This is a genomic window from Acidiferrobacter sp. (genome assembly GCF_054609335.1).
Genome location: NZ_JBTRWP010000014.1, coordinates 12,322 through 31,527 on the forward strand (window position 1 = coordinate 12,322; position 19,206 = coordinate 31,527).

22 protein-coding genes are annotated in these 19,206 nt (G+C 64.7%); 15 read left to right on the plus strand and 7 right to left on the minus strand.

Annotated elements, in window-relative coordinates:
* Positions 1 to 21 precede the first annotated feature (21 nt).
* Genes ACYCTF_RS05330 through mnmA form a run of 3 tightly spaced genes read left to right on the plus strand, consistent with a single transcriptional unit; the run spans position 22 to position 2,118 of the window.
* Complete coding sequence (locus tag ACYCTF_RS05330) at positions 22 to 573, plus strand: pseudouridine synthase (protein WP_461282841.1); 552 nt, start codon at positions 22 to 24, stop codon at positions 571 to 573.
* Positions 563 to 1,006 carry an NUDIX hydrolase gene (locus ACYCTF_RS05335; protein ID WP_461282842.1) on the plus strand — a complete coding sequence of 148 codons (444 nt, stop codon included), beginning with the start codon at positions 563 to 565 and terminating at the stop codon, positions 1,004 to 1,006. Before ACYCTF_RS05330 ends, ACYCTF_RS05335 begins: the two co-directional genes overlap by 11 nt.
* Complete coding sequence (gene mnmA, locus ACYCTF_RS05340) at positions 997 to 2,118, plus strand: tRNA 2-thiouridine(34) synthase MnmA (RefSeq protein WP_461282894.1); 1,122 nt, start codon at positions 997 to 999, stop codon at positions 2,116 to 2,118. Before ACYCTF_RS05335 ends, mnmA begins: the two co-directional genes overlap by 10 nt.
* Here the strand turns inward: mnmA and ACYCTF_RS05345 are convergent.
* A complete protein-coding gene (locus ACYCTF_RS05345; protein WP_461282895.1) occupies positions 2,025 to 2,624 on the minus strand; it encodes a uracil-DNA glycosylase family protein in 600 nt (199 codons plus the stop codon). The two genes, mnmA and ACYCTF_RS05345, sit on opposite strands and share 94 nt — an antisense overlap.
* On the opposite strand from ACYCTF_RS05345, the gene purB reads away from it, so the two are divergent.
* The 3 genes from purB to ACYCTF_RS05360 are packed head-to-tail and all read left to right on the plus strand — an operon-like array spanning position 2,572 to position 5,382.
* The gene (purB, locus tag ACYCTF_RS05350; RefSeq protein WP_461282843.1) at positions 2,572 to 4,095 is read left to right on the plus strand and encodes an adenylosuccinate lyase; all 1,524 of its coding nucleotides are present in this window, start codon (positions 2,572 to 2,574) and stop codon (positions 4,093 to 4,095) included. The two genes, ACYCTF_RS05345 and purB, sit on opposite strands and share 53 nt — an antisense overlap.
* A gap of 31 nt (positions 4,096 to 4,126) precedes the next feature.
* Positions 4,127 to 5,044, plus strand: a complete 918-nt coding sequence (locus tag ACYCTF_RS05355; RefSeq protein WP_461282844.1) for a DnaJ C-terminal domain-containing protein — start codon at positions 4,127 to 4,129, stop codon at positions 5,042 to 5,044.
* Positions 5,041 to 5,382 carry a chaperone modulator CbpM gene (locus ACYCTF_RS05360; protein WP_461282845.1) on the plus strand — a complete coding sequence of 114 codons (342 nt, stop codon included), beginning with the start codon at positions 5,041 to 5,043 and terminating at the stop codon, positions 5,380 to 5,382. Before ACYCTF_RS05355 ends, ACYCTF_RS05360 begins: the two co-directional genes overlap by 4 nt.
* Before the next feature lie 12 nt (positions 5,383 to 5,394).
* Here ACYCTF_RS05360 and ACYCTF_RS05365 read toward each other — a convergent pair whose 3' ends face one another.
* The 4 genes from ACYCTF_RS05365 to ilvD form a co-directional block, all read right to left on the minus strand.
* Positions 5,395 to 5,964 (minus strand): hypothetical protein, encoded by a 570-nt coding sequence (locus tag ACYCTF_RS05365; protein WP_461282846.1) that lies wholly within the window; start codon positions 5,962 to 5,964, stop codon positions 5,395 to 5,397.
* 118 nt (positions 5,965 to 6,082) lie between these two features.
* Positions 6,083 to 6,238: a hypothetical protein gene (locus tag ACYCTF_RS05370; RefSeq protein WP_461282847.1), complete on the minus strand. Its 156-nt coding sequence runs from the start codon at positions 6,236 to 6,238 to the stop codon at positions 6,083 to 6,085.
* A gap of 58 nt (positions 6,239 to 6,296) precedes the next feature.
* Complete coding sequence (locus ACYCTF_RS05375) at positions 6,297 to 6,509, minus strand: CDGSH iron-sulfur domain-containing protein (RefSeq protein WP_461282848.1); 213 nt, start codon at positions 6,507 to 6,509, stop codon at positions 6,297 to 6,299.
* A gap of 20 nt (positions 6,510 to 6,529) precedes the next feature.
* On the minus strand, positions 6,530 to 8,206 hold the full coding sequence (gene ilvD, locus ACYCTF_RS05380; protein WP_461282849.1) for a dihydroxy-acid dehydratase: 1,677 nt from the start codon (positions 8,204 to 8,206) through the stop codon (positions 6,530 to 6,532).
* Between the two features lie 76 nt (positions 8,207 to 8,282).
* On the opposite strand from ilvD, the gene ACYCTF_RS05385 reads away from it, so the two are divergent.
* From ACYCTF_RS05385 to ACYCTF_RS05395, 3 genes are all read left to right on the plus strand, one after another.
* A complete protein-coding gene (locus ACYCTF_RS05385) occupies positions 8,283 to 8,999 on the plus strand; it encodes a pseudouridine synthase (RefSeq protein WP_461282850.1) in 717 nt (238 codons plus the stop codon).
* The gene (locus ACYCTF_RS05390) at positions 9,000 to 10,103 is read left to right on the plus strand and encodes a quinone-dependent dihydroorotate dehydrogenase (protein ID WP_461284598.1); all 1,104 of its coding nucleotides are present in this window, start codon (positions 9,000 to 9,002) and stop codon (positions 10,101 to 10,103) included. It begins immediately after the preceding gene.
* 67 nt (positions 10,104 to 10,170) lie between these two features.
* Positions 10,171 to 10,494, plus strand: a complete 324-nt coding sequence (locus ACYCTF_RS05395; RefSeq protein ID WP_461282852.1) for a DUF3579 domain-containing protein — start codon at positions 10,171 to 10,173, stop codon at positions 10,492 to 10,494.
* Here the strand turns inward: ACYCTF_RS05395 and ACYCTF_RS05400 are convergent.
* Positions 10,491 to 11,705 (minus strand): DUF1015 domain-containing protein, encoded by a 1,215-nt coding sequence (locus ACYCTF_RS05400; RefSeq protein ID WP_461282853.1) that lies wholly within the window; start codon positions 11,703 to 11,705, stop codon positions 10,491 to 10,493. The genes ACYCTF_RS05395 and ACYCTF_RS05400 overlap by 4 nt on opposite strands.
* A gap of 171 nt (positions 11,706 to 11,876) precedes the next feature.
* Here ACYCTF_RS05400 and ACYCTF_RS05405 point away from each other — a divergent pair, with 171 nt between their 5' ends.
* From ACYCTF_RS05405 to ACYCTF_RS05425, 5 genes are all read left to right on the plus strand, one after another.
* Positions 11,877 to 12,056, plus strand: coding sequence for a hypothetical protein (locus tag ACYCTF_RS05405; protein WP_461284599.1), 180 nt, complete (start codon positions 11,877 to 11,879; stop codon positions 12,054 to 12,056).
* 131 nt (positions 12,057 to 12,187) lie between these two features.
* Complete coding sequence (locus ACYCTF_RS05410; protein WP_461282855.1) at positions 12,188 to 12,892, plus strand: alpha/beta hydrolase; 705 nt, start codon at positions 12,188 to 12,190, stop codon at positions 12,890 to 12,892.
* Positions 12,893 to 13,519: 627 nt separating this feature from the next.
* Complete coding sequence (locus ACYCTF_RS05415) at positions 13,520 to 14,623, plus strand: agmatine deiminase family protein (RefSeq protein WP_461282856.1); 1,104 nt, start codon at positions 13,520 to 13,522, stop codon at positions 14,621 to 14,623.
* Positions 14,620 to 15,504: a carbon-nitrogen hydrolase gene (locus tag ACYCTF_RS05420; RefSeq protein ID WP_461282857.1), complete on the plus strand. Its 885-nt coding sequence runs from the start codon at positions 14,620 to 14,622 to the stop codon at positions 15,502 to 15,504. Before ACYCTF_RS05415 ends, ACYCTF_RS05420 begins: the two co-directional genes overlap by 4 nt.
* The gene (locus tag ACYCTF_RS05425; RefSeq protein ID WP_461282858.1) at positions 15,501 to 16,763 is read left to right on the plus strand and encodes an RsmB/NOP family class I SAM-dependent RNA methyltransferase; all 1,263 of its coding nucleotides are present in this window, start codon (positions 15,501 to 15,503) and stop codon (positions 16,761 to 16,763) included. The genes ACYCTF_RS05420 and ACYCTF_RS05425 overlap by 4 nt, the downstream gene beginning before the upstream one ends.
* Before the next feature lie 799 nt (positions 16,764 to 17,562).
* Here the strand turns inward: ACYCTF_RS05425 and ACYCTF_RS05430 are convergent.
* The gene (locus tag ACYCTF_RS05430) at positions 17,563 to 17,766 is read right to left on the minus strand and encodes a cold-shock protein (RefSeq protein ID WP_461282859.1); all 204 of its coding nucleotides are present in this window, start codon (positions 17,764 to 17,766) and stop codon (positions 17,563 to 17,565) included.
* 279 nt (positions 17,767 to 18,045) lie between these two features.
* Between ACYCTF_RS05430 and ACYCTF_RS05435 the strand changes: the two genes are divergently transcribed.
* Positions 18,046 to 19,173, plus strand: a complete 1,128-nt coding sequence (locus ACYCTF_RS05435) for a 3-deoxy-7-phosphoheptulonate synthase (protein WP_461282860.1) — start codon at positions 18,046 to 18,048, stop codon at positions 19,171 to 19,173.
* Positions 19,174 to 19,206: the final 33 nt, after the last annotated feature.

The window sequence follows — 19,206 nt, forward strand, 5'->3', positions numbered from 1 at the left end:
CTTGGACGGACAGGACAGGACATGACGCGACTCATCCTCTTCAACAAACCCTTTGGCGTGCTCACGCGCTTTACCGACCCCCACGGTCGGCGCACGCTCAAAGACTACATCCCGATCCCGCATGTCTATCCGGCTGGCCGCCTCGATCTCGACTCGGAAGGCCTCATGCTGCTCACCGACTCGCCCAAGCTCGCGACCCTCATCACCCGCCCGGGAGGCGGCTGGCCCAAGACCTATTGGGCGCAGGTGGAGGGGGTGCCGGACGATCAGGCCCTGTCGACGCTCGCGCACGGCGTGATGCTGGATGGCACACCCACGCGCAAGGCCCGTGTCACGCGTCTGGCCGAGCCCGCCCTCTGGCCCCGCAACCCCCCCATCCGGCTGCGTCTCACGGTGCCCACAAGCTGGATTGCGCTCACGCTCTCCGAGGGCCGCAACCGGCAAGTGCGACGCATGACGGCTGCGGTCGGCCATCCCACGCTGCGGCTGATCCGTTACTCCGTCGGTCGCTACACCCTGGAGGATCTAGCCCCAGGCAGCTATCGTGCGACGGAGGCTAGCCATGAGCCGTGACATTCACGTGACAGTGGCGGCGATCGTCCGGCGTGACGACTGCTACCTGATCGTCGAGGAGACGGTGGGCGGCCGACTCGTCTTGAACCAACCGGCCGGCCACCTCGAGCCGCGCGAGACGATCATTGAGGCGGCCGTGCGGGAGACGCTCGAAGAAACCGCATGGGATTTCGTGCCGCAGGCGCTGGTGGGCATCTACCAATATGAAAGCGCCGAAGGGATCACCTATCTGCGCTTCGCGTTTGCAGGCGAGGTCACGGGTCATCATCCGGAGCGCCGGCTCGATCGGGGTATCGAACGGGCCTTGTGGCTTACGCGCGCACAACTCGTGGCGCGCGCCGCCGATCATCGCGGTCCACAGGTGCTGCGCGCTATCGACGACTACGAAAGCGGGTGCTGCTACCCCCTGAACACGCTCGTGGGCTGGCCATGAAGCGCCATGTCGTAGTCGCCCTGTCGGGCGGCGTGGACTCGGCGGTGTGTGCGGCCTTACTGCTTGAGCAGGGCTTTCGGGTCACGGGCCTCTTCATGAAGAATTGGGAAGATGATGATCGCGACGGCTTCTGTCCGTCCGCCGAGGATTACCAATCGGCGCGCGCCGTGGCCGAGATCCTTGAGATTCCCCTGCATGCGGCCAATTTCGCCGCAGAGTATCGGACACGGGTCTTTGCACGCTTCCTGCAGGATTGCGAGGCCGGCCTCACCCCAAATCCCGATATTCTCTGCAATCGCGAGATCAAATTCGACGTGTTCTGGCGCCGTGCCCAGGCGTTAGGCGCCGACCTTATGGCGACCGGCCATTACGCGCGTCTCGCGGAGCATCATGGGGCGCTGCGTTTGTTCGCCGGACGCGACCCCGATAAAGACCAGAGCTACTTCCTGCACACCATAGACCCGGCGATCCTGCCCTTCCTGCGCTTCCCCATCGGGGACTTCACCAAGACCGAGATCCGCGCCCGCGCAGAGGCGTTGGGCTTGCCAAACGCCGACCGCAAAGGCAGCAGCGGCATCTGTTTTATCGGCGAGCGGCGCTTTCCACCCTTTTTGAAACGCTACCTGAAGGGTGTGCAGGGCGCCATCTACTCGGTCGACGGCGAGTACCTGGGACACCATGAGGGGCTCATGTTCTATACCTTGGGGCAGCGTCGGGGGCTCGGGCTCGGTGGCCCGGGGGAGGCCTGGTATGTGGCCGACAAACGCCTCGCGGATAATGCCCTCATCGTGGCGCAGGGGGCCGAGCACCCGAGCCTATATAAGCCTCGCTGCCGAACCGCCGCCGCCCATTGGTTGGGTCCGGCCCCGGCGCTGCCCTGGCAAGGTTTGGCCAAGATCCGCTACCGGCAGCGGGTCTTCCCGCTGCGCGTCTTGCCCGACCCCGATGCGCCCTGCGGCCTGCTGCTCGAGTTCGCGGAACCGCAGCGCGCCGTGACCCCCGGGCAATCGGCGGTCTTCTATGAGGCCGACGGGGTCTGCCTAGGCGGTGCGATCATCCAGGCCGAAGGGGGCTCGCAACAGGACGCGCACGCGGTGCCGCAAGGCCGGTAGGATCTCCCTCTCGAACCGGGGGTTACGCTTGAGCCACTGGTTGTTGCCGCCGGAGGGGTGCAGCAGGGGCCAGAGCGCGCCATAATCAGCGCCCTGGCGCACCGCCGCCGCCAGACGCGCATCGGCGGGTGGGAGGTGGTAGGCTTGCGCGTAACGGCCGACCAGGAGTGTGGGCCGGGTCTCCGGAAGCAAGGCCCGCAGGCGCGCGAACCCAGGGCCGCGCAGCGCCGCCGCAAAGGCGGATCCCCGCGCGGCCCCGAGCCCGGACAAGCAGAGCCCCATGGGAATGATGGCCAAATTCGGACCATAGAAGGTGGCAAGGTGGCGCGGTAGACCCCAAGCCACGCCCGCAGCCTCTCACCGCTCGGGTCGTTCCAGGGGATTCCGGCTTCATGCACCCGGCGCCCCGGGGCTTGGCCTATGATGAGTATGCGCGCCGCCGCCTGAGCCTGAATGATCGGCCGCAGGCCGCAGGGCACATCATCACAGCCGCAACAGGCGCGCACCGGGGCGAGCAAGGCCCGCAAGGGCGAGGATTGGGGGTCTGTTACAGGCCCGAGGATAGACGACAACGCACGACGGCGGCTAGACGCCGGAAGGACCTTTGTGAACGAACTTTCAGCACTCTCTCCGCTCGACGGCCGCTACGCGCGCGACACCCGCGCGCTTACGCCTATCTTCAGCGAATGGGGGCTCATGCGCGCACGCCTCCAAGCCGAGATCGCGTGGCTCGTGGGCTTGAGCGAAGAACCGGGCGTCGCCGAACTACCGCCCTTTACGGCCCACGCGCGTGGGCGGCTCGAGACGTTCTTGGCGGACTTCGATAACGAGGCCGCCTCCGCCATCAAGACCATAGAGGCCAAGACGAACCATGACGTCAAGGCCATAGAGTATTACCTGCGGGACTTCATGAACCATCACGAAGACCTGAAGGCGGCCTCCGAATTCGTACACTTCGCGCTCACCTCGGAAGACGTCAATAACGTTGCCTATGCCCTCATGGCCCAGACCGGACGTGACAAAGTGCTTTTGCCGGCGCTCGACGCCATCATCACGGCACTCGACGAACTCGCCTGCGCCACCGCCTCGGTCTCGATGCTGGCGCGGACTCATGGGCAGCCGGCCTCGCCCACGACCGTCGGTAAGGAGATCCGAGTGTTCGTGGCGCGGCTTAGCCGCGCGCGGGGGGAGATCCAAGCGGTACCGCTGCCGGCCAAGATGAACGGCGCGGTGGGTAATTACAACGCCCACTACGCTGCCTATCCCGCGATCGATTGGCCAATCGTATCGGCGCGCGTGCTGGCTGGGCTCGGCCTCTCCCAGAATCCACACACGACCCAGATCGAACCCCATGACGGCTTAGCCGAGCTCTGCCACGCGGTGGCACGCGCCAATACCATTCTGATCGATCTGGCGCGGGATCTGTGGGGATATATCTCGCTTGGGTATTTTCGCCAGAAGACACGGGAAGGCGAAGTCGGCTCGTCCACCATGCCGCACAAGGTAAACCCCATCGACTTCGAAAACGCCGAGGGTAATCTGGGGCTTGCCAATGCCCTCCTCGACCACCTCGCCGCCAAGCTCCCGATTAGCCGCTTCCAACGCGATTTGAGCGACTCGACTGTGCTCCGTAACGTCGGCAGCGCCTTTGGCTACGCACTCCTTGCCTACCGCGCCTGCGCGCGCGGACTGAGCAAACTGTCCATCGACGAGGCACGGGTGCGCGCCGACCTCGACTGCCACATCGAGGTCTTGACCGAGGCCGTACAGACCGTCATGCGACGCTATGGCCTCGCGGGCGGCTACGAGGAACTGAAGGGCTTGAGCCGGGGGCGCGAGCTGACGGCAGAGGTTCTGCGCGACTTCATAGCGCGGCTCTCGCTGCCGCCCGAGGCCCGCGCGGCGCTCGAGCATCTAAGCCCCGCGACCTACGTTGGTAACGCACCAGCCCAGGCGCAGACCCGCCCGCGCTCTTGAATAAACGCCGCGTCGTCCGCACATAGGAGCCATGCAATACCGCGACTACTACCGCATCATGGGGCTTGAGCGCACGGCAAGCGCGGAGGACATCAAGCGCGCCTACCGTAAACTCGCGCGCCGTTACCACCCCGATGTCAGCAAGGAGTCTGGGGCCGAGGAGCGCTTCAAGGAGATCGGCGAGGCCTATGAGGTCTTGCGCGACCCGGAAAAGCGCGCCGCCTACGATCGCCTCGGCAGCCAATGGCAAGCGCAGCAGGACTTCACGCCGCCACCGGGCTGGCACGGGACCTCCGGTGGAGGCGGCGGTGCGCACGTCTTCGAAGGGCAGGAATTCAGCGACTTTTTCGAAAGCCTCTTTGGCGGCGGCGGCCGGCGCGGCGCAGCGCGGGGCGCGGATGAGAGCGCCCACCTTACCATCACGCTCGAAGACGCCTTCCATGGTGCCACGAAACCGGTGCGCCTCACCCTTCCGCAGCGCGACACCCAAGGCCGCCTCGTCCCGGAGCAGCGTACGCTCAACGTCCGCATCCCCAAAGGCATACAGCCGGGCCAACAGATTCGCTTGTCCGGACAAGGCAACCCCGGGCGCGCCGGGGCGGGCGACCTCTATCTCGAGATTGAGATCGCACCGCACCCGCTCTACCGACTCGATGGTCGCGATCTCTATCTCACGGCCCCCGTGAGCCCCTGGGAGGCGGCGCTTGGCGCGCGCCTCAAGGTGCCGACCCTTGCGGGGACGGTCGAGGTCCGGCTCCCGGAAGGCTCCCAGTCAGGCCAAAAACTGCGCTTGAAGGGGCGCGGCATGCCGGGTACACCCCCCGGCGATCAGTATGTCCTGATTGAGATCGTCAACCCGAAGGCCGACAGCGAAAAGGCGCGCGAGCTCTACCGTGCGATGGCGCGGGATCTGGCCTTTGATCCGCGCGCGCACTGGGGGGCGACATGAATGATGCGCTCAAAGGCATACTCTTGGATGAACTCGAGGTCGTGAGCCGCGCTGACCTGTGCGGCAAGGGCTGGGTGACCTCCGAGGAGCTGGATCTGCTCGCCACGCTCGGCATTGTCCACCAGCGGGGCGACGGCTATCCGGCGGTGTGTCTCAGCATCGTTCGGCGCGCGGCGCGCCTGAAAAGAGGCCTCGAGGCGGATTGGGAGTCGGTAGCCATCATCATGGATCTCTTGCAAGAGATCGAGATGCTCAAAAACGAGTTGCGCGGCCTCAGGGCCCGCGAGCGCGCATGGCTCACGCCCGATGACGGGCCCGACCCCCTCCGGGGGGAATGAGATGCGCCGCGACTAACGCCTACGCAGACTCGGGATGCCCGAGACCGGCGACGCCGTCACGAGCGGATAACCGCAGGTACAACGCTCGGCCCCGGACACCACCGGCGCCGTGCAGTGCGGACAGGTATTCGATGTCACGACGACCTCGGCCCCAAAGACATAGCCGCACGCGCAACGCCCGACACTCTTTGGCAAGGTCGCGGCGCATACCGGACATTCCTTGTCAGCCGTGGCGCGCCGCGGCGGCTCCGTGCGGGCGGTCTCATGTTGATCCTGCCGATAGGCGCCCAGATCGCGTCCCAGGGCCTCCATGTCGGCCACCGCCAGGGCCAGCGCGCGGGCATGTACGCGGTCTTCGGGGTGGAGCGCAGCCGCCCGGCGCAAGCGTTCGACTTCATCGTGCGCTTGCTTGAAGCGCGCCGCCAGATACTCTCCGTACAGGCGCTCCTGATCGTGTTCGCTCTCGCTCGCCAAGGCCTCGACGTAACCGCAAAACGGGCAGGCGCGCGAATCTCGGGCGTACTGGCGCGCACACGATGGGCACGATTTGCGATATAAAGTGGATAAGGCTTCGTCGGTCATTGCGCCTCCTTAAGCCCTCCAACTATAGAACGCCGTAAGCCGTTGTGAAAGCGCGCTTGTCGGGCGAACGCGGCCGCCGACACCCGCGCCGGTCTCGTGATGGCTGCTGCCCCCAACCCTAGGCCTTTATGGCATGGCCGCCGTCGGCGCGTCCGGCCTTGCGCCACGTGCCGGTCGGCATCAGCCGTACTGAAGTGTCCGAGGGCGGGGCGCGGGCATTGATGCCGCCGACCGCATCTTCGTCTGTCTGCCCGCGGCACAAGTCATCGCCCACGCGGAGGCGTCGCCCACATCGCGCGTCGGCTCAGACCCTAGGCCGCTTCACGCAGGCATCACTTTGCCTTGAAGACAGCGACTGTCTCGGTGGACTTAAAGCCTATGCTCACATGCGTACCATCGCAAAAGGGCTTCTTTTTTGAGGCCCCGCAGCGGCAAAGGGCAATCGGCTTTCCGGCCTCGACCGGAAAAGCCGCACCGGTCTCATCTACGACATCGGCGCCTTCCACGAGGTAGGGCCCATTAGCCTTCACGGTGATCTTCGTCATACGCTCTCCTTTGTTTGTTGTTATTCGTCCGTCACGCAGCCAAGCGACGCATTCTGCACATTCTTGATGTATTTTTTTAAGGTCCCGCGCGTGGCCTTGTAGGGTGGCATGACCCATGCCGCCTGCCGGCGCGCCCACTCCGCATCACTCACGTCGGCCGACAGGCTGCGCGTCTGCGCGTCGATGGTGATCAGGTCGCCATCCTGCACGAGCGCGATAGGACCCCCTTCCTGCGCCTCCGGGACCACGTGGCCTATGATAAAGCCGTGCGATCCGCCAGAGAATCGGCCATCGGTAATGAGCGCCACGTCGGCGCCGAGCCCCGCGCCCATGAGCGCTGAGGTCGGGGTGAGCATCTCCGGCATCCCCGGACCCCCCTTGGGCCCTTCATAACGAATGATCACGACGTCACCGCGCTCGATGCCGCCCTTTTCGAGCGCCGCCAACATCGCCTCCTCGGAATCGAACACGCGGGCAGGCCCCGTGAACGACAGCCCTTCCTTGCCCGTGATCTTCGCCACTGAGCCGCCGGGGGCGAGGTTGCCGAAGAGTATCTGGATATGGGCGGTCTCTTTGATGGGCTGATTCCATGGCCGGATCACCTGCTGCCCCTCATGCAGGGGCGCCGCCTCCGCGAGGTTCTCGGCCACGGTCTTTCCAGTCACCGTGAGGCAATCGCCATGGATGATGCCCTTCTCCCACAGGAGCCGCATGACGGCGGGCACGCCGCCGGCCAGATGCAGGTCCTCCATCACGTACTTGCCGCTCGGCTTCAAATCGGCGAGCAGGGGCACCCGGTCGCTCACGGCCTGGAAATCCTCCAAGGTGAGGTTCACGTCCACGGCGCGGGCCATCGCCAACAGATGCAAGACCGCGTTGGTCGATCCGCCGAGCACCATGACCACAGCGAGCGCGTTCTCGAAGGCCTGGCGCGTCATGATGTCACGCGGTTTGATGTCGCGCTCGAGCAACATGCGCACCACGGCGCCGGCGCGGCGGCATTCCTCGCGCTTGGCAGGCTCCACGGCGGGCGTGGACGAGCTATAGGGTAGGCTCATCCCTAAGGCCTCGATCGCCGCGGCCATGGTATTGGCCGTATACATGCCCCCGCAGGCCCCCGGCCCCGGGCACGCATGGCGGATGACGTCGCTGCGTTCGTCTTCGGTCATCTTACCGACCAGGAAGGCGCCATAGGCCTGGAAGGCCGACACGATGTCCAAGGTCTCGCCATGCGCGTGCCCGGGCTTGATCGAGCCGCCATAGATCATGAGCCCCGGGCGGTTCACGCGCGCCATACCGATGATGCATCCGGGCATGTTCTTGTCGCACCCGGGCAATGTGATCTGGGCGTCGTACCACTGCGCGCCCATGATGGTCTCGATCGAATCGGCGATCAGATCGCGCGACTGCAGCGAGAAACTCATCCCGTCCGTACCCATGGACATGCCATCGGAGACCCCGATGGTGTTGAAGCGCATACCGATAAGGCCCGACTCGGTCACCCCCTCTTTGACAAGGCCTGCGAGGTCCAAAAGATGCATGTTGCAGGTATTGCCTTCGAACCACACGCTGCCGATACCGACCTGCGCCTTGTCCATGTCGGCGGGCACAAGCCCCGTGCCGTACAACATCGCCTGCGAAGCGCCCTGTGATTTGGGTCCGGTGATCTTTGCGCTGTAACGGTTAAGCTTTATCATATGTCCTCCACGGGGCCGCCATTGTAACGACCAAGGCGCCAACCCGACAACCGATAGCCACCCGAAGCCGCCGCCTATGACCGAAACCCTCGTGCGCATCTCCAAATTGCTGGCCGCGCGCGGGGTCTGTTCGCGACGCGAGGCTGACCATTACCTGGAACAGGGCCTTGTGCGGGTCGATGGACGTCCGGCGGTCCTCGGCGAGCGCGCCGCCCCCGACGCGCGCATCACGCTGGCACCCGGGGCGCGCGCCCGGCAAGAGCGCCGCATCACGATCCTCATGAACAAGCCTTTGGGCTACGTCTCCGGGCAACCGGAGAAGGGTTATCAAAGCGCGCATGTCCTTTTGACGCCCGAGGCCTACGCGGGGCCCGCCCCGCCCCCACGCGTCCCCCAAGGGCTCGCCATTGCCGGACGCCTCGATATCGACTCCCAAGGCCTGCTCGTACTCACCGAGGATGGCCGCGTCGCGCGGCTTTTGATCGGCGGCAACGCCATCGAAAAGGAATACCACGTTCGCGTCGACGCCCCCATCGACGACGCCGCACTGGAGGTCCTGCGGGGTCCGCTCGCCCTCGATGGCAAACCCCTGCGGCCCGCAGGTATCGAGCGCTTGGGCGCCGATGCCCTGGCCATGACCTTGACCGAGGGCCGCAAGCGCCAGATCCGGCGCATGTTGAAGCTCGTGGGGCACGAGGTGCGGGGCCTGAAGCGCGTGCGCATCGGTCGTATCCGCCTGGGGGGCCTGAAACCCGGGCAGTGGCGCGTCTTGGCTACGGGCGAGCGCTTCTAGGTGTACAAAAGCCTACGACCCTGGCTCTTCCGTGCGCCACCCGAGACTGCCCACAAGGCGGCGCTCGTGACCTTGCGCGCCCTCGGGCTTTTCGCAGGCGACCCGCGCGCCAAAGCGCCCCGACTTTCTGTGACTGCCTTGGGCCTCGAGTTCAACAATCCCCTGGGGCTTGCTGCAGGCTTCGACAAAAACGGTTGCGCCATCCGGGGCCTGGCCGCGCTTGGTTTCGGCTTCCTCGAGGTGGGGACGGTCACGCCGCGCGCCCAGCCCGGCAATCCCCGGCCCCGGCTCTTCCGCCTCCCCGAACAACGCGCGCTCATCAATCGGCTCGGCTTCAATAACGATGGCATGGATCAGCTGGCCGCGCGCCTACGGACTTCGCGCCGACCAGTGCCCATCGGCGTGAACATCGGCAAAAATCGTGATACGCCACTACCCCGTGCCGTCGACGATTACCGACTCGGCTTTGCGGCGCTCGCCCCCTACGCCGACTACATCACCGTCAACCTGTCCTCACCTAACACCCCGGGGCTGCGCGCCCTCCAGGAACCCGAGCGCGCACGCGAACTGCTGGGGGCCTTACACGAGGACCGGGCGGCACTCGAACGCCGCAGCGGCCGGCGGGTGCCGATCGCGGTGAAGATCGCGCCCGACTTCGCGCCCGAGACGCTCGAAACGCTGCTCTGTGTCCTAAAGGAGGTCGCGTGCGACGCGGTCATTGCCACCAATACGACCGTGGAGCGCCCCGGCATGGGGCATTTGCGCACAGCGAAAGAGCAAGGGGGCTTGAGCGGGGCCCCGCTCGGCCCCCGCGCCCGGGAGATAATATCTAAGGTTTTCAATGCCTTGCCGGAAATTCCCATCATTGGAGTCGGTGGCATAGTTGATGCAGCAGAAGCTTGGAAGCATTTGCTGGCGGGCGCGTCCCTCCTGCAGATCTATACGGGCCTGATCTATGAAGGCCCGGGACTCGTGCACGCGATACTCGCCGGACTCGGTGATCGCATCCGTGCGACGGGCCATGATGACTTCGCTAGCGCGCTTTCCGCGGCCCGCCGGAACCTTTCGTCCGGAGAAGAGCCGAATATGGTAAAATTGTCATGAAAACGAGCTATCCTCGAAGTTGACGCTAAAAAACGCGAACAGACAGTGGAAAGCGAGGTAAGAGATAATGACGGATGTCAGAAACAAGATCGTGATCGAAGGGGTAACCGAGGACGGCCGCACCTTTAGACCGAGCGATTGGATAGAGCGCATCAGTGGCAGCCTTTCAACCTTCGGCATGGACCGCCGTATCCGCTACTCGCACTACGTGCAACCGCAGGTGATCGACGGCCGTAAGTGCCTAGTTGTCGACCCGGAACTGAGGGGCGTGAACCCGAGCGCGTTCAGTTTCCTCGTGGACTTCGCGCGCGGGAACAAGCTCAAGATCCACGGACTCGACGGCGGCGGGGACGCCACCGAGCGTCATCAGCCCCGCCTCTGCCCGGCTTAACCGGCGTCCAGACCGTACGAGACGAGCCCATCGGCGAGCTTGGGCTCGAACCAGGTGGACTTCGGCGGCATCACCTCGCCTTGGTCTGCGACCGCCATGAGGTCCGCAAGACTTGTCGGATGCAGCGTAAACGCCACACCACCGCCCCGGTCCACACGTTCGGCTAAGGCCGCCGGTCCGCGGATACCCCCCACAAAATCAATGCGCTGATCTCGCCGCGGGTCGGTGATCCCAAAAAGCGGCGCCAATACGCGCTCCTGCAAGAGGCTCACGTCCAAGCGTGCCACCGGGTCCTTGGGTAAGACGCCACGCAGCCGCAGCCGGTACCAGCGCCCGTCCACATACATCCCAAACTCGGCATTCGCTGCCGGCCGTACCGGGGCGTGCTCGGGGATCACCTCAAAGATCGGCGTCAGAACCTCTTTTAGTCTCTCGACGGTCTGGCCGTTTAAGTCGGTGACCACACGATCATAGTTCAGGATCTGCATCTCGTTATCCGGGAACAGCACCGACAAGAACCACTGGTGCGGCCCTTCGCCGGCCCCGCGACTCCCGGCCACGATGCGGGCTGCCGCCGTGCGATGATGGCCATCGGCTATATAGATCCGCGGGAGCCTCTCGAAGGCCACGGTGAGCGCGTCCACGAGACCCTTATCGGCTATGACCCATAAACGGTGACGAACGCCCTGCAAGACCGCATCAATGGCCGCCGGGCCTTCTGAGGCCCGCGCGAGCAAGGCGGCGATCCCGGGGTCGGCCCGGAAGGTGAGAAACGCAGGCCCCGTCTGCGCATTTAAGGCCTCAATATGTCGCACCCGGTCGCGCTCCTTGTCGGGACGCGTGAGTTCGTGACGACGGATGCGTCCCTGCGCATAGGCATCCACCGAGGCGGTGGCCACGAGGCCCTTCTGCACATGATCGCCCATCGTCAGTTCGTAGCAGTAGTAACAGGGCGTCGGGTCTTCGGTCAGCACCTCGCGCCGCAGGCGGGCAAAGTTCTCCGCAGCCTGACGGAACACCGCCTCATCGGTGGGCGCGGTGCCCTCGGGCAAGTCGACCTCGGCCTTGGAGACCCGCAAAAAGCTCAAAGGGCGGCCGATCACGGCCTCGCGGGCCTCGGCACTGCTCAACACATCGTAGGGTGGCGCAATAACGGCGGCGGCGTGTGCGGCGGCGGGCCGCAGACCGCGAAAAGGACGTATGAGACTCATGAGGACCCCTGAAGCGAGAAGGCCGCCATTCAAACCCATTTCCTGGCGCAAGTAAACGGGCGTGGGCGGCACCAACCTGTACCTTTGTCGCCGATCGGCTATCGACGGCCACACCGTTCGGCGCTACAAACACGCATGCTCATAATAACGCGAAAACGCGGTGAACGAATCGTGATCGACCTGGACCCCGCCGCCGACCCCGAGACGCGAGCCGCCGACCTGTTCGCTCAAGGACCGCTCGAGATCCTCCTCGTGGAAACCGCGCGCGGCTCGGCCCGTCTTGCTATCGCCGCGGCACGGTCCTTGACGGTACGCCGCGCACCGTCGCGCGACCCCTCGGATACCCCGTGAATCCGCGCTAGACCCGTGCGAGGCGTCTTCCCAGTGGGCACAAACCCGGCGCACAGGATCGCCGACCACACACGGCTGCCGCCGAGCGCGCCGCGCTTCTCCAGCCCGCCGCCGCCGGCTATAATGGGACTATGAGTTTTTTCGACAAGCCCGCCCTTCAGTACGTCACAGGCCCCCACCCCCATTACGCGTTCATCTGGCTCCACGGGCTTGGCGCCGACGGTTACGATTTCGCGAGCTTCGCCGAGACCTTCGCCGACACCACCGACAAGGCCATACGCTTTATCTTCCCGCATGCCCCCATCCAGGCCGTGACTTTGAATGGCGGGGTGCGCATGCCGGCCTGGTTCGATCTCTACGGCACCCGCCCCGAAGACATGCAGGACGAAGCCGGGATCCGACGCGCGGCCGATGCCGTCACGCATCTGATCGCGGAACAGAAAAAATACGGCATACCCGCGGAACGCGTGGTCCTGGGTGGCTTCTCGCAGGGCGGGGCGGTGGCGCTGTATACGGCCCTCACCGGCCCAAAGCCCCTGGCCGCCGTCATTGGGCTCTCGACCTATCTGCCTCTTGCCCGTCACTTCGCAGCAGGCGTGCCGCCCATCAATACGGCCACGCCCGTGTTCCTAGGCCACGGCATCGACGACGCCATGATCCCCTATCCCTTCGCCGAAAAGACCCGGGCTGTGCTCGAGGCGCGCGGGATCGAGGTTGCGTTTCATACCTACCCGATCGAGCATAGCGTGAGCGACACCGAGATTGGCGACCTCCATGCCTTTCTCACCAAGACCCTGAGGCACGCCGATCTTGGCGCATCGTCCGTAAACCGTTAAGATCGCACACCCAATCCCACAGCGACAGCCGTCAACTACCCCGTCCCGAAGGGCGGAGCTTGGAGGTGAACACCAAAAGGCTCGGTTGACCAGGGGGGCCGGGAAACCGGCAGACGTGGGTAACGGGTCGTTCAGACCCACTCCGGGATGCTTCCTCAGTCGCGGACACTGGAAGGTTGGGATCATATTGTAGGCCGTGGACGACCCCCGTTTCGTGGGGGCATGGCCTATGCTCCCCCCTGTAAAGGGGGTAAAGGCGAAAGGCAAAGCGCCGAAGGTCCCCGCCGCCTCCGCAAGAAGGGAGCCGGTTGCCCACAACCCCGAGGGGAGATGCTCCGAAAGGAGCGCGTCACAAGGCCCGTAAGGGCTGTTTGCCAAGAGAGCGTTTATGGCCGTTTTTGTGTTGGACAAAAGACTGGTGCAAGACATCCATCACCGCTTCTGCACCCTGACCCAGCGCGCGGACGGCTATGGATATTCGTGGGTCAAGATAGCATGGACACAAGGAGATGCGGGAACAGGGGCGGCTTACGCCGCCGCGCTATCCCTCCCCGGCCTGATGGGCCGTAGGCCATCCGGCCTACAATGTACGGCCCACAATGACGCCGGGGTTTCCCGCGCAAACGGATGACGACCATCAGCATTCGGCGCGACGACCGCGCGACGACCATCCATCGCTTCCCCGCCGAGTGGGAGCCTCAGTCCGGCGTCATGTTGACTTGGCCCCACAGCCACGGCGACTGGGCCCCGGTCCTCAAGGAAGCCGATGCGACCTTCGTCGCTATCGCCTGTGCCATCGCGCGCCACGAGCCCGTGCTCATCACAGCCTACGACGAAGACCATCGCGCGGGGGTGCTCGCGGCCTTGCGCGAAGCGCGCGCCAACATGGCGCGGATACGTGTCTTCCTCGCCCCCTCGAATGACGTCTTCGTGCGCGACCACGGCCCGCTTACGGTAGAAGCCGAAGCGGGAGTGTTGCTCCAGGATTTCACCTTCAATGGCTGGGGACGCAAGTACGCCCACAGCGAAGACGACGCCCTCACCCGCACCCTGCACGCCCAGGGGGCCTTCGGCGCGACACGCCTTGAGTCGACCGATTTTGTGCTCGAAGGCGGGAGCGTCGAATCGGACGGTGCCGGCACGCTGCTCGTCACCGCAAGCTGTCTGCTGTCGCCTGCGCGCAATCCGAAGCGAAGCGCTGCCGACATCGAGGAGATCCTCAAGGAAAGGCTCGCTGCACGGCGTGTCCTCTGGCTCCATCACGGCTATCTCGCGGGCGATGACACCGACGGCCACATCGACACGCTCGCGCGCTTCTGCGATGCGGACACCATCGCCTATTGCGCCTGCCCCTGGCCCGACGATGAACACTACCCGGAGCTCAAAGCTATGGAAGAGGAGCTGCGAGCGCTCTCCACCGCCACCGGTGCGCCCTACCGCCTCGTTGCGCTCCCATGGCCCGCTGCAAAACTCGACGCCACAGGCGAGCGCATGCCCGCCACCTATGCCAATTTTCTCATCATCAACGGCGCGGTACTGGTGCCCACCTATAATGATCGTCAGGATGCCGAGGCCTTACGCGTGGTTGGGGGCTGCTTTCCCGGACGCGAGGTGATCGGCATCCCCGCGCTTACCCTGATCGCCCAGCACGGCAGTCTGCACTGTGCCACCATGCAATTGCCGCAGGGCATCCTGCCCGAAACAAGCACCGCCGTAGTGGGGACGCCATGACCGTCGCAATAACAGTCGCACTTATCCAGCATGGCGGCGGCGGCGGCCCGGCGGAGGTGTGGGCGCGGATCGAGACGGGGCTTAGGCAGGCGCGCGCGCAGGGCGCGGACCTGGCGGTGCTTCAGGAACTCCACAATGGGCCCTATTTCTGCCAGTGGGAGAACCCCACCGAATTCGCCCGCGCTGAACCGATCCCGGGCCCTTCGACCGAACGCCTGGGCGCCCTTGCCAAAGAACTCTCACTCGTCATCGTAGGCTCCTTGTTCGAACGACGCACGGGTGGCCTCTATCACAATACCGCCGTCGTGCTCGAACGCGACGGCCGTCTCGTCGGCCGCTATCGGAAGATGCACATCCCGGAGGACCCGGGCTTCTACGAGAAGTACTACTTCACCCCCGGCGACCTGGGCTTTACCCCTATCGACACAAGCGTGGGGCGTTTGGGCGTACTTGTCTGCTGGGACCAATGGTATCCCGAGGCGGCGCGGCTCATGGCGCTCGCCGGCGCCGACATGCTCGTGTACCCCACCGCCATCGGTTTTGATCCGCGCGACGACGAAGCCGAGAAGGCCCGCCAGAAAGAGGCCTGGGAGCTCGTCCAGCGTGCCCATGCGGTAGCTAACGGCCTGCCGGTGCTGGCCGTCAATCGCTGCGGACACGAGTCCGACCCGAGCGGCACGACACCCGGAATCGCCTTCTGGGGCGGGAGCTTCGTATGCGGACCACAAGGCGAGTGGCTTGCGCGCGCCGGTGACGCATCCGCGGTTCTCATCGCACGCATCGATCCTCTGCGTACCGAAACGACCCGCCAGATCTGGCCATTTTTGCGCGACCGCCGCATAGACGCCTACGCCGATCTCCAGAAGCGCTACCGCGATTGATCACGCCCGCCCTCTACGAGGCCTGTGCGCGCCTGCTGGCCGATATCCTCGGGAGTCCGGGTGCGGCTGACGGGCGCATGGATCGCTTCTTTCGCGCCCAGCCCCGTCTCGGACCCAAGGAGCGCGGCGCCATCGCCGAGATCGTCTATGGGAGCCTGCGGCACCACCGTCTCCTCTGCGCGCTCGCCGAAAACTCGGAGCCACGCGCGGTTATCGCCGCCTGGCTTGCTGGCTTCGAGGCTTACACGGCTCGCCAACTCGCAGCCTTAGGCGTCCCGCACCCCGAAGCGCTCGTGGTCCGCATACGCGCCGACCGGACCCCTCTTCCGTTTGCGGTACGGAGCAGCCTCCCCGACTGGTTCGCTGCGCGCCTGCGCGCCCTGCTCCCAGCCTCGGAGGTGCAGGCGGCAGCCGACGCCCTTCTCGAGCCCGCACCCCTCGATGTGCGCGCCAACACCCTAAAGACCGATCGCGCGCCACTCCAGCAATCCCTCGCCGCCGCAGGCCATGATCTGCAGCCCACGCCTCTCTCACCCTGGGGCCTGCGCCGTACGTCGCGCGCCAGCCTCTTTCGGACGGACGCCTTCGCCTCCGGCCAGTTCGAGGTGCAAGACGAAGGCAGCCAGATCATCGCCCCGCTCTTGGAGCCCCGCCGCAGCGAACGCATCGTCGACTATTGTGCGGGCGCCGGCGGCAAGACCCTGCATCTGTCAGCCCTGCTTGCCAACACCGGCATGCTCTACGCCTTCGATACCTCACAAAAACGTCTGGATCGACTGCGTGAGCGCGCCGCGCGCGCTGGTTGCGACAACATCCGCATCCAGACCCTGGGGGCCGGTCACGATGGGCGCATCAAGCGCCTCTACGGGAAAATCGATCGCGTTCTGGTCGACGCCCCATGCAGCGGCACCGGGACCCTGCGCCGAAGCCCCGACGCCAAATGGCGGCTCGCCGAGGCACGTATCGCAACCCTGGCCCGCGAGGCCCGCCAGATCCTGAGTGAGGCCGCGCGGCTCGTGCGCCCCGGCGGACGGCTGGTCTATGCGACCTGCAGCCTGCTGAAAGAAGAAAACGAAGAGGTCATTACCGACTTCCTGGCCGAACACGGCCAGTACACCGTGATCGATGCCCGCGAGATCCTCACCCGGCGCGGCATCGCGCTGCCACCCCGAACCCCCGACGAGGGTCCCGCTCTGCGCCTCTGGCCACATCGCCACAAGACAGACGGCTTCTTCGCCCAGGTCTTACAAAGAGCCTAGGGGGCGCCAAGCCCTATCCGGATCCCTTCCGCAAGAAAAAACGGGCCGCTCACGCAATGGGCCCATTCACCGCGCCTTAAATTCAACGCCCACGCTGAGCCGCGCGTGCGTAGCACGCATCTGACTCAGGACTTACATTCCGTAGGTCGACGAACGAATATCCCCTGTGGTCTCGTGACGTCAGGGCTTGCAGGGTGCTTCAGCGCCAATAGGAGGTTTGGTTTCCGTCTCCCATTCGCGGAAGAGTTTCTGCACGCTACGGTAATTGTCGATGGCAATCTGCAGAAAAGTGGCCTGCCGTGGCGAAACCACGCGAGGGACGAGCTTACCCTCTAAGGCAACTGTGGAGAACACTGAACGGTTGGGCGTGACAGGCGCACGATCCACGTCGAAGAAAGGGCCCCGCAGTCCACGAGCGCGTGCGGGAAGTGGTTTTCGGCCTTGATGGATGGTGGACGCGAATCCCTTCTCTGAGGCGCCTGCCATCTGCGGCAAACAAAAATCCCGGCACCTGCGTGCCTTAGTCCGCGCCGCACCCAGCTTCGCACGAGTATCCCACCGCACGCAGGCGACGGTTCGAAACGGCATGATCCGGATGGCCGCTTGCGCTACGGACGCGCGCAGCGGGAGCCGCTCTTTGCAAACGGGCTTCCCGCCTTAGGCGTGGCGCAAGGCGCGCACCCGCTCCTGACGCCTATCACGTGCTCGGGCGCCTAGCAACGAACGTCCTGCTCGCGAGATGAGCGCGACACAGGATGCGGACCGGCCTGCGCCGATCCTGCCTAAGCCCGTGTTGCCTCTAACGCGGCAACACGCGCGCGGCTTGCATTCCCTTGGGCCCCTGGGTCGATTCGAACTCGACCTTTTGACCCTCGGCAAGCGTCTTGAACCCTTCTCCCTCAATGGTCGAGAAATGGACGAACACGTCTGCGCTGCCATCGCTCGGTGTAATAAAGCCGAAACCCTTCGCTTCGTTAAACCACTTCACGGTACCGGTCTGCATAAAAACCTCTTTTCCATTGCCTTCCCGCCTCGCGGGTGATTCGGGTATGCGCCATCGGCGCCTCGAACAGCGAGACACACCATGCCGCTACGTTCCAAGGAACGCAAAATTTATGCTACGTCAACCGCAGCCCCAAAACAATCCTAACCCGTATCGTCAACATTTCCCGGAACCGGGCGGCGCAAGCGGCCTGCAGACCATAGCGCAGGCAAGATAGGCTCACGGCGGGAGACTTGTTAGAATGGCGCCCGGCCTGTGATGCCGCCTTAAGGACTATTCATGATCGTCGTCTTGAAATCCCACGTAACCAAAAACAGCCCTGAGTTCCAGGAACTCATGGCATTTCTCGGGCAAAAGCCTGGCATTACCCTGCGCGTGCACGAAGAGACCGGGGCCCTCGTCACCCTCACTGAGGTCTATCTGATCGGGGATACGAGCGCGTTTGACTCCCATGAGCTTGAGACCCTCCCGGGCGTCGAGCGGGTGGTCAGCATAGAAGAGGAGTATCGGATATTGGGTCGCCATCACGACGATCAACGCCCGACAGGCTTTGAATACAAGGGCGTACGCTTCGGCCAGGACACGCTGAACGTCTTTGCGGGTCTCTGTGCGGTCGACAACCCCGCGCACGTCGAAGAGATGATGAAGGCGTTGGTGGAGAATGGCCAGGTCTGTACCCGCATGGGGGCTTACAAGCCGCGCACCAACCCCTACTCCTTCCAGGGACATGGCGCGTCCTGCCTTCCCTGGGTCTTCGATCTGGCCGGCAAGCACGGCATCCGCGTGATCGCCATGGAGATTACCCACGACTCGCACCTCGACGAGATTCGCGAGGCCCTGGAACAGACAGGATCGCCGACCGGTGTCATGCTCCAGATCGGCACCCGCAATACGCAGAACTTCGAGCTCCTGAAGATCGTGGGCCGCCAACACGAGTTCCCAATCCTCTTGAAGCGCGGCTTCGGTATCACCCTCGAGGAGTCCTTGAACGCCGCCGAGTACATCGCAAGCGAAGGCAACCGCAACGTCATCTTCGGGCTGCGCGGCATGAAGACCAATATGGGCGACCCGCACCGCAACTTCGTGGATTTCGCGCATGTGCCAGTGGTCAAGCGCCTGACTCGTATGCCTGTATGCATCGATCCTTCGCACTCGGTGGGATCGCGGGATCGCGGACCGGACGGGCTCCTGGACATTCAGCAGGTGACGGCTCAGGGCATCATCGCCGGCGCCAACATGGTGCTGGTCGACTTCCACCCCGACCCGAAGACCGCCCTGGTCGATGGGCCGCAGGCCCTGCTGTTGCGCGAACTGCCTTATTTCCTCGAGGACATCGCGATCGCCCGCGACGCCTACCTGCGCCGCACCAAGGCGGCGGCGCACTTCCTCGCCAAACAGCCGGCCTGACGTATTGGGACAGGGCCACCGAGACCTCCAGGG